Source organism: Pseudomonas sp. 15C, from assembly GCF_055484735.1.
In genome coordinates, this window is sequence record NZ_JBUDGD010000095.1 from 1 (window position 1) to 12,292 (window position 12,292).

The 12,292-nt window shown below is 61.1% G+C and carries 13 protein-coding genes and 1 pseudogene; 8 read left to right on the forward strand and 6 right to left on the reverse strand.

Going from position 1 to position 12,292, the window contains the following annotated elements; all coding sequences use genetic code 11:
• Positions 1–327: 327 nt before the first annotated feature.
• Both ACYYKW_RS25735 and ACYYKW_RS25740 read right to left on the reverse strand, forming a co-directional pair.
• Complete coding sequence (locus ACYYKW_RS25735; RefSeq protein ID WP_336356001.1) at positions 328–600, reverse strand: hypothetical protein; 273 nt, start codon at positions 598–600, stop codon at positions 328–330.
• 35 nt (positions 601–635) lie between these two features.
• A complete protein-coding gene (locus tag ACYYKW_RS25740) occupies positions 636–863 on the reverse strand; it encodes a DUF6555 family protein (protein ID WP_090284584.1) in 228 nt (75 codons plus the stop codon).
• A 136-nt stretch (positions 864–999) separates the two neighbouring features.
• Here ACYYKW_RS25740 and ACYYKW_RS25745 point away from each other — a divergent pair, with 136 nt between their 5' ends.
• The 3 genes from ACYYKW_RS25745 to ACYYKW_RS25755 all read left to right on the forward strand — a co-directional run bounded on the left by ACYYKW_RS25745 (position 1,000) and on the right by ACYYKW_RS25755 (position 3,154).
• On the forward strand, positions 1,000–1,773 hold the full coding sequence (locus ACYYKW_RS25745) for an AraC family transcriptional regulator (RefSeq protein WP_464991510.1): 774 nt from the start codon (positions 1,000–1,002) through the stop codon (positions 1,771–1,773).
• Positions 1,774–1,999: 226 nt separating this feature from the next.
• A complete protein-coding gene (locus ACYYKW_RS25750) occupies positions 2,000–2,173 on the forward strand; it encodes a DUF1427 family protein (protein ID WP_464991511.1) in 174 nt (57 codons plus the stop codon).
• Between the two features lie 24 nt (positions 2,174–2,197).
• Positions 2,198–3,154 carry a quinone oxidoreductase family protein gene (locus ACYYKW_RS25755; protein ID WP_464991512.1) on the forward strand — a complete coding sequence of 319 codons (957 nt, stop codon included), beginning with the start codon at positions 2,198–2,200 and terminating at the stop codon, positions 3,152–3,154.
• 138 nt (positions 3,155–3,292) lie between these two features.
• On the opposite strand, the gene ACYYKW_RS25760 is transcribed toward ACYYKW_RS25755, so the two are convergent.
• Complete coding sequence (locus ACYYKW_RS25760; RefSeq protein ID WP_464991513.1) at positions 3,293–4,315, reverse strand: purine-nucleoside phosphorylase; 1,023 nt, start codon at positions 4,313–4,315, stop codon at positions 3,293–3,295.
• 15 nt (positions 4,316–4,330) lie between these two features.
• A complete protein-coding gene (locus tag ACYYKW_RS25765) occupies positions 4,331–5,290 on the reverse strand; it encodes a nucleoside-specific channel-forming protein Tsx (RefSeq protein WP_464991514.1) in 960 nt (319 codons plus the stop codon).
• A 293-nt stretch (positions 5,291–5,583) separates the two neighbouring features.
• On the opposite strand from ACYYKW_RS25765, the gene selD reads away from it, so the two are divergent.
• Positions 5,584–6,618 carry a selenide, water dikinase SelD gene (gene selD, locus ACYYKW_RS25770; protein WP_464991515.1) on the forward strand — a complete coding sequence of 345 codons (1,035 nt, stop codon included), beginning with the start codon at positions 5,584–5,586 and terminating at the stop codon, positions 6,616–6,618.
• Positions 6,618–7,721: a tRNA 2-selenouridine(34) synthase MnmH gene (gene mnmH / locus ACYYKW_RS25775; RefSeq protein ID WP_464991516.1), complete on the forward strand. Its 1,104-nt coding sequence runs from the start codon at positions 6,618–6,620 to the stop codon at positions 7,719–7,721. The genes selD and mnmH overlap by 1 nt, the downstream gene beginning before the upstream one ends.
• A gap of 135 nt (positions 7,722–7,856) precedes the next feature.
• Here mnmH and ACYYKW_RS25780 read toward each other — a convergent pair whose 3' ends face one another.
• A complete protein-coding gene (locus ACYYKW_RS25780) occupies positions 7,857–8,531 on the reverse strand; it encodes a histidine phosphatase family protein (protein WP_093100101.1) in 675 nt (224 codons plus the stop codon).
• A gap of 281 nt (positions 8,532–8,812) precedes the next feature.
• Between ACYYKW_RS25780 and ACYYKW_RS25785 the strand changes: the two genes are divergently transcribed.
• The 3 genes from ACYYKW_RS25785 (at position 8,813) to ACYYKW_RS25795 (ending at position 12,025) form a co-directional block, all read left to right on the forward strand.
• Entirely contained in the window at positions 8,813–9,511 is a 699-nt protein-coding gene (locus ACYYKW_RS25785) for a glutathione binding-like protein (RefSeq protein ID WP_206416537.1), read from the forward strand.
• A 255-nt stretch (positions 9,512–9,766) separates the two neighbouring features.
• On the forward strand, positions 9,767–10,741 hold the full coding sequence (gene hemB, locus ACYYKW_RS25790) for a porphobilinogen synthase (protein WP_464991517.1): 975 nt from the start codon (positions 9,767–9,769) through the stop codon (positions 10,739–10,741).
• Positions 10,742–10,933: 192 nt separating this feature from the next.
• On the forward strand, positions 10,934–12,025 hold the full coding sequence (locus ACYYKW_RS25795; protein WP_464991518.1) for a DUF1615 domain-containing protein: 1,092 nt from the start codon (positions 10,934–10,936) through the stop codon (positions 12,023–12,025).
• A 71-nt stretch (positions 12,026–12,096) separates the two neighbouring features.
• Here the strand turns inward: ACYYKW_RS25795 and ACYYKW_RS25800 are convergent.
• A pseudogene (locus tag ACYYKW_RS25800) lies at positions 12,097–12,292 on the reverse strand (phage infection protein); the annotation flags it as partial.

Consider the following 12,292-nt stretch of genomic DNA (forward strand, 5'->3'; position numbering starts at 1 on the left):
CTGTGTCTGGCTGCGCCAGACGGTCGCTGCGCTCCCACGCCCGGATCGATCCCTGCGCTCAGCCTTCCGATGTCGCTGGTTAGGCAAGATCAAGATCAAAAGCACGCGAGCTAACGCTCATTGTTGAGTGGTTAGAGGCGGGTGGCTGGCTTGGGATTGGTGGTGTGGCTGCCCCTCACCCCAGCCCTCTCCCGAGGGAGAGGGAGCCGATTTTTGGGCTTTTCAAATTTCGCGTACGACTCGGTATTTCAAGTTGGCGTATCTCTCAAGGTCACCTCGGTCAGTCCCCTCTCCCTTTGGGAGAGGGCTAGGGTGAGGGGCTTTTGATCAATCAGGCTCTACCTGAAGTTTCATCCCGCCATCCTGCAGCGGCTCCGTCTCCCGAACACTGCCCTGAAGCGTACGCCCATCCACTTTCACCACGACGATCTTCGCCTGGTCCAGATCATCCGGTACCGGCGCCTTGACGCATAAGGTAAAGCGATAAGGATCGTCCGCAACGGTCTCGAGGCCGACTTCGCAGTCTACGGTTTTGCTGATCTGGCCGAAGAACGTGGTCAGGCCGTAGTCCAGTCGCGCCGGGTGGTAAAGGATGTCCATCAGTGCTTCTCCCTCGTCCGCAAGCGACTGGGTAGTTAATGCGTCTGGCGCCATGTGACGTTTTCCAGGCCGAATTTTTCCGCCATCGGTTTGCTGGTCTTTTGTACCTTTTCACGGCCAAAGCGCGGGATTCGGCCGACGCCGGCGTCGCAGCTCGCCCAGTGCCAGGCTTCGGCATTGTCCATTTTGTCCGAGCGGATAATGAACGACTTGGGCGTACCGTGAAGGGTGTAGTCGATAACAAAAAGTTTTGCGTTGTTCATAAAGCCGGTATTCCTCCCTGTGGTAATTAACGGATCGCAGGGCGTCGCGAAAATTCAGTCGGATTGTCCGACGGTAGCGATGATTGGCGAGCGTCGCGCGTGCTGGTTACCATGGCGCCTTCGCCAGCCCCAATGAATGCTCGCCATGGCCCTTGCTGCGCCCCCCGATCTGAGTGACCCCGATGTGCCGGTGCAACCGCTGGCGCGCACCTATCCGCGCGGGTTGTTCATCGAACCCCATGAGCACGTCTGGGGGCAGTTGCTGTATGCGATGAGCGGGGTGATGTGGGTCGAGACGCCGCACGAAGCGCTGGTGGTGCCGCCGCAGCGGGCGGTGTGGTTGCCGCCGGGTGTGCCGCATGCCATTCGCGTGGTGTCGGACTTGCAGATGCGCAATATCTATCTGCGCCCGGCGCTGGCGGCGACGCTGGATGCGACGGTGCAGGTGATCGAGGTCGGCGGTTTGCTGCGTGAGCTGATTGTCGGGCTGGTGGCGCAGGGTGACAGCGGCGAACCCGAGTACTACGAGGCGCTGGTCGGGCTGGCCTTGCTCGAGCTCAGGCGTGCGCGGCGTTCTTCATTAAAGGTCCCGCTGCCGGACGATTCCGATCGGCGCCTGATGAGAGTGTGTCAGGCGGTGATGGCGGCGCCGTCGCTGGCACTGCCGTTCGAGCAGCATGCGGAAAACGCCGGAGCCAGCGTGCGCACCCTCGCGCGGCTGTTCAAGGACAGCCTCGGCATGGGCTTCGCCGAATGGCGGCGTCAGGTGCAACTGGCGACAGCCGTGGCGGAGTTGATTCAGGGCGTCGCAGTGAGTGCCATCGCGCGGGAGCTGGGTTACTCGCCGAGCAGCTTCAGTGACATGTTCCGGCGTGAACTGGGGGTGGCGCCTTCGCAATTTGCTGTGTAGGAAAAATGTCTGATTTGTGAGATCCCTGTGGGAGCTGGCTTGCCAGCGATGGCGGCTTGGCATTCGGCGGATATGTTGACTGACCCACCGCTATCGCTGGCAAGCCAGCTCCCACAAGGTTCTTTGTGAATTGGGCTTTTGTCCGAAATTCAGAAGTCCTTGGCCGATACCGCTCCGTCTCATTCCCTAGACTCTGCCGATCACTTATCGCGGCGGAGTTCCTTTCATGAACTACCTCATTTCTTCGGCCATTGGCCTAGTCGTCGGCCTGCTCTATGGCGCGCTCGATTTCCGTTCTCCCGCACCGCCGGCCATTGCGCTGGTCGGCCTGCTCGGCATGCTCGCCGGTGAACAGTTATGGCCGATGGGCCGGCAATTGGTTGCCGGTTGGCTGTCCTGATTTTTTAAATGGGTGAATCGTTTTATGAAAGCTCTGCAATTCGATAAAACCGGCGACCTGTCTTCCCTGCGTTACACCGAGGTGCCGACACCCGTGCCGGGCCCTGATGAAGTACTGGTGCAGATCAAAGCGGCCGGCCTCAACCCCAGCGATGTGAAAAACGTCCTCGGCCGTTTTCCTTACACCACGCTGCCGCGGATTCCCGGGCGGGATTTTGCCGGGGTGGTGGTCGAAGGGCCGCAAGCGCTGATCGGTCAGGAAGTCTGGGGAACGGGCCGTGAACTGGGCTTTTTCGCCGATGGCTCCCATGCGCAATTCGTCAAGCTGCCGACCAGCGGCATCGCGCGCAAGCCATCGCACCTGAGCTTCGCTCAAGCGGCCAGCCTCGGCGTGCCGTACACCACGGCGTGGGATGCGCTGGAACGCAGTCTGGTGCGCGCCGACACACGTTTGCTGGTGATCGGCGGCGGGGCGGTGGCGACGGCTGCTTTGGCCCTGGCCAAAGTGCGCGGCGCACAGTTGCTCGCTGCCGCGCGGCGTCCCGAACAAGTGGCCGACTTGCAGGCGCAGGGTTATCAGACGATTCAACTGGAGCAACCCGGAGACCTCGGTGCGCAGGTCAACGCGGTGTATCGCGGCGGCGCCGATGTGATCTTCGACACCACCGGTTTCTGGTTGCCGGCCTCGGTGGCGGCGTTGGCGACGTTCGGGCGCATCGCAATCATCGCCGCGCCAGTGGACGGTCACGTGCAACTGCCAGCACTGGCGTTGTACCGCAAGGGCGGTTCGGTGGTGGGGATCAACTCGCTGCTGTATGGCGTTGAAGCGTGCGCGGCGATGCTCGAGCAGTTCGGGCGGTTTTTCGATGAGGATTTGCTGCCGTTGCCGCAGGGGTTGGTTGAGGTGCCGTTGGCTGAAGGGCTCGCGCGGTATGCCGAAGTAAATCAGGGTGGCGGGGACAAGATCATCCTCATCCCCTGACTCACTTCGAATTTCTCTAACAACCTGAAACCTGTGGGAGCTGGCTTGCCAGCGATGGCAATGGAACAGGCGAGAGAAAGGTTGCCTGACCTGACGCGATCGCGGGCAAGCCCGCTCCCACAGGGGGCTGAGTGTGTCTTAAGAGGCGGGCACGCCTTTTTCCCACGCCGACCAGTTTTTCAGAATGTCCTGCACCAGCGGGTTACCGGCCCGATACAGATTTTCCAGCGCCGGCACAAAACCACCCTGATCGGCGTATTTGAGCAGGTTGTCGACTTCGCTGCCGCCGGGTTGCGGGCGGTCGAAGTCGGAGCCGGCGCGGACTACGGCGAGGCGTTGCACGTCGACCAGGCCTTCGCGGCTGGCGCGTAACAGCGCTTCAAACGTGGAGTTGTCCTCCTGTTGCGTGGTGCAATATTCGCCCTTGTTGTCGGTCAGCAGCTTGGTCCATACCTCGGCCCGTTCGCTCAGCCGTGTGCCGGAAAACCAGGTATTGCCGGCCAGCGTATCGCAGCGCGTCACCACCGGTGGCTGGTTGGCCGGGGCGGACGGATATTTCTGCCGCCACGCCGCCGATTCCTTGCTCTCGCTCAACTCGACCTTGTGGCTCAGCGCGAAGGCCTTGGCTTGCAGTGTCGGGTTGAGTTCGAAGACTTCGGTCTTGTAGTCCAGCGGTGGTTTTTCGTTTGGGCCTTGGGTGTTGATGCCCAGGTACCCGGTCGGCCAGCTCGCCGGCGCATCGCGCGAATCCAGCTCCCACTGCGTGCCGAACTCGACCAGATAATGCGCCCACGCGGCGGTGCCGATGGTGCCGTGTTTTGGGCTGATGCCGGCGATGCCTGCGATCAGGAAGTAACTTTTGCGCAGGTCGAATTTCGGCGACAAGGCCAGTGCCAAGGTCGAGGCGGCGGCGTTGGTCTGGCCCATGCCGGTGGTCAGCAGGCACACCTGCTGGGCGTTGCAACGGATGCTTGGGTATTCGGCGGACAGCCCCGGCACGCGGATTTCCTGTTTCAGCTCGAGTCGGTCGATCCAGTGCTGCGCCTCGGGGGCGAACATGGTGATCAGCACGACTTTCGGTTGAATCGGTGCCTCGTTCGCCCATGCAGTGGAAGCGAGCAGGGCCGTGCCGGCCAGGGTCAAACGTTTCATGGCTTGCATGCAAAACTCCTTGAGTCAGAACTGATAACCGATGCCGGCGTAGTAACCCCAGCCGTTGGAACGCGCGCGGAAATTACCGTCGCCGAAATTCAGCTCGCTGCCATCATCCCAGTTGCCGCCGTTGTGGAAATAGCGGCCGACGAGGGTGAAGCGCACATGCGTGAACGAGTACAGCAAGACGTTGGTCGCCACCGTCGCGTTGGCGGTGCGCGCCGGGTCGTCCTTGTGCAGGTCCGAGCCGAAATCGAAGTTGGTGAAGCCAATGTAGGTCAGCGACGCGCCGTTGCTGAATTTATCGATGGGGATGATGTACTTGAGCTGCGCGCGGTAGCCGTCCCACGAATACTCATTGCTCGCGCCGTAGTTTTCCCATTGATAGCGACCGTACAGGTTGGCCGACAGATTGACCCGCGAGTGCGTATCGATGTCGGTGCCGAAACCGCTGTAAAGCGTGTTGGCGCGGTTTTCCTTGCGGCTGCCGTGGTCGTAGATCCAGTCGAACGCCACGTACCATTCCTTGAACGGGCCGATGGCCAGGCTGCGGCCGGCGAGGTAGTCGATGGAGATGCGCGGTTCGTGCTCCATGAACACCGGCGAACCGTGATCCCACACGCCTTTGTCGTGGCTGTTGCCGATGTTGAAGATCTTCGGCACGTCGATGTAACCGTAGAGTTCGAACGGGCCTTTGCGGCCGAAATACTCATATTCCAGATAAATGTCATCGGCCGGTTGCGGGCCGAAGCTGATGTCCTTGCTGCCGATCAGGGTCAGGTCCTGGTTGTACCAGTCCGACAGGTACGCACCTTTTTTCGGCGGGCTGGCCTCGGGGCTGAGGCTCTCGCCCTGAGCGGATTCTTCGGCGGGCGCCGGTTGCGCGTAGGCGCTGTGGCTGAGAAATCCGGTAACGCCGGTCAGTAGCAGGGATACAGCGCAAGTGCGCAAAAACGGTGCGCGATGAGACGAGGCGAAGTGCATGCAAAGTCCTTTTTGTGGATCCGGGCCCGCAGTTCCGTGGGCGATTACGGTTTGTCACGAAAACGCTGGCATGGGTGACAGGCAAACGTTTGCACAAGGCGTACCAGATTTGGCAAGACGCTGAAATATCGTGGCTTTCGCGGCATTTCATGACGGATCGATCAGAAAGCTGCATCCAGCGCCAAACCCTATAGCGGCGAGCCTGTTCGCCAAGACGTTTGGCAGACGCCAGCGCCCATGATCCTTGTCGCGCTCTGCTAGAATCCGCCCCATTCATTGCCAGAGACCCTCCCATGAGCGAGCCGATTCGTCTGACCCAATACAGCCACGGCGCCGGTTGCGGCTGCAAGATTTCTCCGCAGGTGCTGGAAGTGATCCTGGCCGGCAGTGGCGCGCAGAACCTCGACCCAAAATTGTGGGTCGGCAATGCCTCGCGTGATGACGCGGCGGTGTACGAGATCGATGCCGAGCGCGGCGTGGTGTCGACCACGGACTTTTTCATGCCGATTGTCGATGACCCGTTCGATTTCGGCCGCATCGCCGCGACCAACGCGATCAGCGATATCTATGCGATGGGCGGTGATCCGCTGATGGCGATCGCGATCCTCGGCTGGCCGGTCAACGTGCTGGCGCCGGAAGTGGCGCGGGAAGTGATTCGCGGTGGCCGCTCGGTGTGCGACGCGGCGGGCATTCCGCTGGCCGGCGGGCACTCGATCGATGCGCCGGAGCCGATTTTCGGCCTCGCGGTGACCGGTCTGGTGGAAAAGCGCCACATGAAGCGCAACGACACCGCCACCGCCGGTTGCCTGTTGTACCTGACCAAACCGCTGGGCATCGGCATCCTCACCACCGCCGAAAAGAAGGGCAAGCTGCGCGCCGCCGACATCGGTGTGGCTCGTGACTGGATGTGCACCCTGAACAAGCCCGGCAGCCGTTTCGGCAAACTCGCCGGCGTCACCGCGATGACCGACGTCACCGGTTTTGGCCTGCTCGGGCATCTGGTGGAAATGGCTGAAGGCAGCCGGCTCACCGCACGCATTGCCTATGACCGCGTGCCACGTCTGGACAGCGTCGAGTATTACCTTGATCAGGGCTGCGTGCCCGGCGGCACCTTGCGCAATTTCGACAGCTACGCGAAACAGGTCGGCCGCGTCCAGGAGCTGCACAAACGCGTGCTGTGCGACCCGCAAACCAGTGGCGGTCTGCTGATCGCCGTGACGCCGGAGGGCAACGAGGAATTCCTCGCGGTCGCCGCCGAACTGGGCCTGAGCCTTGCGCCAATCGGCGAACTGGTCGAGCGACAGACGAACGCAGTCGAGGTGATTTGATGCTCCGCGACTGCACCGACTTCCGCGACATTTTCCTCAACGACCGACCGCTGATGGACGCTCGCGCGCCGGTCGAGTTTCACAAGGGCGCGTTCCCCGGCGTGGTCAACCTGCCGCTGATGAACGACGCCGAACGGCAAAAAATCGGCACCTGCTACAAGCAGCATGGCCAGCAGGCGGCGATCGAACTGGGCCATCAACTGGTGTCTGGCGCGGCGAAGGCCGAGCGCATCCAGGCCTGGGCCGATTTCGCCCGGGCTCACCCTGATGGTTATCTCTATTGTTTTCGCGGCGGCCTGCGCTCGCAGATCACCCAGCAATGGCTGCGCGACGAGGCGGGCATCGACTATCCGCGCGTCGGTGGTGGCTACAAGGCGATGCGCAGTTTTCTGATCGACACCCTTGAGAAGGCCATCGGCCAGTGTGATTTCGTTTTGCTCGGCGGCATGACCGGCACCGGCAAGACCGAAGTGCTGGTGCAACTGCGCAATGGCCTGGACCTGGAAGGGCACGCCAATCACCGCGGCTCGAGCTTCGGCAAACGCGCGACCGGGCAGCCATCGAACATCGATTTCGAAAACCGTCTGGCCATCGACATCCTGAAAAAACGCGATGCTGGTATCGAGCAGTTCGTGCTTGAGGACGAGAGCCGGGTGGTCGGCAGTTGCGCCTTGCCGCTGGCGCTGTATCAGGGCATGCAGCAGTACCCGATGGTCTGGCTGGAAGACCGTTTCGAGGATCGCGTCGAGCGGATCCTGCGTGATTACGTCACCGATCTGGCGGCGGAGTTTTCAGCGGTCCATGGCGAGGAGGGTTTTACGCTGTTCTCCGAACGCTTGCTCGAAAGCCTTAACAACGTGCAGAAACGTCTGGGTGGCGAGCGTCATCGACGCCTGTTTCTGATGATGGAAGACGCACTGGCCGAGCAGGCTCGCAGCGGCGCGGTGGACCTGCATCGCGGCTGGATCGAAGGCTTGCTCCGTGAGTATTACGACCCGATGTATGTGTTCCAGCGCGAGAAGAAGGGCGGGCGGATCGAGTTTGCCGGGGAGCGGGGGGCGGTGATCGAGTATCTGCGCGAGCGGGTGAGTCAGAAGGTCTGATGGCGCTTTTGCTGGCCCCATCGCGGGCAAGCCCGCTCCCACAGGTATTGTGGGTGTACAGGTCATTCATATACACCCTCATACCCTGTGGGAGCTGGCTTGCCAGCGATAGGGCAAGATCAGGCGATACCCAACTCAGGTCGGGCAAGTGTCCTTGCCGTTGTCCAGCCCCTGCTTGTAACTATGGCTCTGCAGGCTGGCCTTGCCGTTATGCCAGGTCAGGGTCAGCACATACAGCGAGTCGAAATCATTGCCCGCCCAGTCCTCGGTGATGTTCTGTTTCTTGCCGACCGCGTTGCCCGCGACCTTGTTGATCAGCTCCGGCAGATAGCCGTGCGACCAGGCGGTGTAGATCGTCGAGTTGTGGTACTTCTCGTCCAGCAGTTCGCGGGCCAGATCGCTGGTGTCATTGGCCGAGAATTCGATGTTCACTGGCAGGCCGAGCTTGATCGCAGCGGGGCTGATGGTCATCAACGGACGAATGTAGCTGTAGGAATTGTCCAGCTCGCCTTCCTCGACATTGCGCGTCGGATTGGCGGCGAACACGTAGTCGGCCTTGCCGAATTTTTCCGGCAACAGCGTCGACAGGTCGATGGCACGGTTCAGGCCCTGGCAGTTGAGCTGACCCAAGCCGCCTTCAGGTTTTTCGGCATGGCGCAGAAACACCAGCGTCTGCGTGCCGTCGGCCGGCTGTGCGCGGCTCTCGCTGGACTCCAGCGACAACGCCAGCGCAGTCACGGCCAGCAGGGAAGGCAGGACCACATAGGCACGGTGTTTGAAACGTTTGGCGAAACTCATCAGGTTCGTCATGAAATAGAAAGTCTTCAGCAAATTCAGTTAGGGCTGACAAACCGTTACACCACTGGCTGCCGGCGCCGGGCGTTTTCCATGTCGTGAACAGCTTCCTCTGCAAAAAGGCATAGCTCAGAGTCGTGCAGGGCCATTTGGTTCGATTCGGCCCGCCGTGCGGCACTTTAACGGCAAACTTTGCGAGCTTGAGCGCAGGTTAGCGACAGGATGTTACGGTTCGTGTAGGCGCTGCGGCGGGCCTGTTTTATGATCGGCTTCTAATTTGTGACTGGATGCTTCCCATGACCGATCTGTCCGCGTTCCCGATCACCCAGAAATGGCCGGCGCAGTACCCTGACTGGATTCAGCTCTATTCCCTGCCGACGCCCAACGGTGTGAAAGTCTCGATCATGCTCGAAGAAATCGGCTTGCCGTACGAGCCGCATCGCGTCGGGTTCGACACCAACGACCAGACTTCGCCGGAGTTTCTGTCGCTGAACCCGAACAACAAGATCCCGGCGATCCTCGATCCGCATGGGCCCGGCGACCAGCCGCTGCCGCTGTTCGAGTCCGGCGCCATCCTGATCTATCTGGCTGATAAAAGCGGCCAGTTGCTGGCTCAGGAAGGCGCGCTGCGTTACGAGACGATCCAGTGGCTGATGTTCCAGATGGGCGGCATCGGCCCAATGTTCGGCCAGCTCGGTTTCTTCAACAAATTTGCCGGCAAGGATTACGAAGACAAGCGTCCGCGCGACCGTTACGTCGATGAAAGCAAGCGCCTGCTCAACGTGTTGAATACGCGCCTGGAAGGACGTGACTGGATCATGGGCGAGCGTTACACGATCGCCGATATCGCCACATTCCCGTGGGTGCGTAACCTGATCGGTTTTTATGAAGCGGGTGATCTGGTGGGCATTCAGAACTTCCCCAATGTCACGCGGGTGCTGGAGCGGTTTCTCGCTCGTCCTGCTGTTGTCCGAGGCCTGAGTATTCCCTCCTGACTTTGAGGTTTACACATATCCCATGTGGGAGCTGGCTTGCCAGCGATGGGGCCGGCACAGTCGACATAAAGGGTGACTGACTTGCCGCCATCGCTGGCAAGCCAGCTCCCACAAGGAATGAAGGTGTGTTCTGAAGATTGTTGCGAACCCGGTAAAGCTCTCTTGATTGATCCAGGTTTGTACCCCAACCCCCGCAAGGCATAAGCTTCGCCCCCTACGACTTTCGTCTCATCCGCTGTTTTCAGGAAAGGCCCCATGTCCAGTCAGTTCCCCGAAGCACGTCCCCGCCGTCTGCGCCGCAATGCGAGCCTGCGCAGTCTGTTCCAGGAAACCGAGTTCAGCCTGAACGATCTGGTCCTGCCGATCTTCGTCGAAGAAGACATCGACGACTTCGTGCCGATCACCAGCATGCCCGGTGTGCAGCGCATTCCCGAGCGCAAGCTGGCCAGCGAAATCGAGCGCTACGCGCGCGCCGGGATCAAGTCGGTGATGACCTTCGGCGTCTCGCATCATCTGGACAGCAACGGCAGCGATACCTGGCGTGAAGACGGCCTGGTTTCACGCATGTCGCGCATCGCCAAGGACGCCGTGCCGGAGATGATCGTGATGTCCGACACTTGCTTCTGCGAGTACACCGATCACGGCCACTGCGGCGTGATGCACAACCTCGAAGTCGACAACGACCAGACCCTGATCAACCTCGGCAAACAAGCCGTGGCGGCGGCGCGTGCCGGTGCCGACGTGATCGCGCCATCGGCCGCGATGGACGGCCAGGTGCGAGCGATTCGTCAGGCGCTGGACGCGGCCGGGTTCACCCAGATTCCGATCATGGCCTATTCGACCAAATTCGCTTCGGCGCTTTATGGCCCGTTCCGCGAGGCCGGTGGCAGCGCGCTCAAGGGCGACCGCAAAAGCTATCAGATGAACCCGATGAACCGCCGCGAAGCCCTGCGCGAATCGCTGCTCGACGAGCAGGAAGGCGCCGACGCGCTGATGGTCAAACCGGCCGGCGCCTACCTCGACATCATCCGTGACATCCGTCAGGCGTCGAACCTGCCGCTGGCGGCGTATCAGGTCAGTGGCGAGTACGCGATGATCAAGTTCGGCGCCCAGGCCGGCGCGATCGATGAAGAACGCGTAGTGCGCGAAAGCCTCGGCGCGATCAAGCGCGCGGGTGCTGATCTGATCTTCACCTACTTTGCGATGGATCTGGCGTTGGCCGGGATCTGAACAACACCCCATAACCTGTGGGAGCTGGCTTGCCAGCGATGGCGTCGGCACAGGCAGAATCATTCTGGCTGATCTACCGCTATCGCTGGCAAGCCAGCTCCCACAGGGTTCAGGGTGTTCTTTGTGTCACGGCCCACGGTTTGCCAGCGATTGTGTATGGTGGTGGCGCCTCAACGGACTGGATACCGCAACATGCACCCCCCACGCTTACTCATCACCTTCGCGGCATTGCTGGCATTGGCCGGTTGCGCCAGCCAGCGCGACGGCGAACCGCCGCCACGCCCACCCGCCGAGGTGAAAGCCGAAATCGTCCGGCTGCTGCCGGCGAAAATCCCTGACCGGCAGGGCTGGGCCACCGATATCTACGCCGCCTTCGCCGCGCAGAACATCAGCCCGACCACGCAAAATCTGTGTTCGGTGCTGGCCGTGGCCGAGCAGGAATCGACCTTTCAGGCTGACCCGAAAGTCCCTGGCCTGGGCAAGATCGCCCGTGACGAAATCGACCGCCGCGCCGCCAAAGTGCACATCCCCAGCCTGCTGGTCAGCGGTGCCCTGCAAGTGCGTTCGCCCAACGGCAAGAGTTACAGCGAACGCCTGAATGCGGCGCGCAGCGAAAAAGAGCTGAGTGCGATTTTCGATGATTTCATTGGCATGGTGCCGATGGGACGCACCTTGTTCGGCGGCTTCAACCCGGTGCACACCGGCGGACCGATGCAGGTCAGCATCGAGTTTGCCGAACAGCATGCCAAGGATTATCCGTACCCGGTGGACGGCACGATTCGCCGCGAAGTGTTCAGTCGGCGCGGCGGCATGTATTTCGGTATCGCCCATTTGCTCGGTTATCCGGTCAGTTACCGCGAGCCGTTGTACCGCTTCGCCGATTTCAATGCCGGTTGGTACGCCAGCCGCAACGCCGCGTTCCAGAATGCCGTGAGTCGCGCTTCGGGCATCCCGCTGGCGCTCGATGGCGACCTGATCCGCTATGACTCGATCATGCCCGGCGGCACGGAACTGGCGGTGCGCACCCTTGGCAAATCGCTGGGCATGCGCAACCCGAGCATTCGCGATCAACTGGAGAAGGGCAAAACCCTGGAATTCGAAGAGAGCAAACTTTACAAGCGGGTTTTTGAGCTGGCCGAGCAGGCCGAGGGCAAAGCGTTGCCGCGTGCGGTGTTGCCGGGCATCGTTCTGCAAAGTCCGAAGATCACCCGCAAGCTCACCACCGCGTGGTTTGCCAAACGCGTGGACGAGCGCTACAAACGCTGCATGGCCAAGGCCGGGTAAAACCGTCAGACATAAAAAACCCGGCTGAGGGAGCCGGGTTTTTCTGCGGTGTTGCGCGTGACGCCATTCATTCAAGCGTTGCGCAGTTCGTTCAAGCGATCAGCACCGCCTTCAGCAACGCGACGTTCGATCAGACGATCCGAACCACCTTCAGCAACGCGACGTTCTATCAGACGATCCGAGCCACCTTCAGCAACGCGACGTTCGATCAGACGATCCGAGCCACCTTCAGCAACGCGACGTTCGATCAGACGATCCGAGCCACCT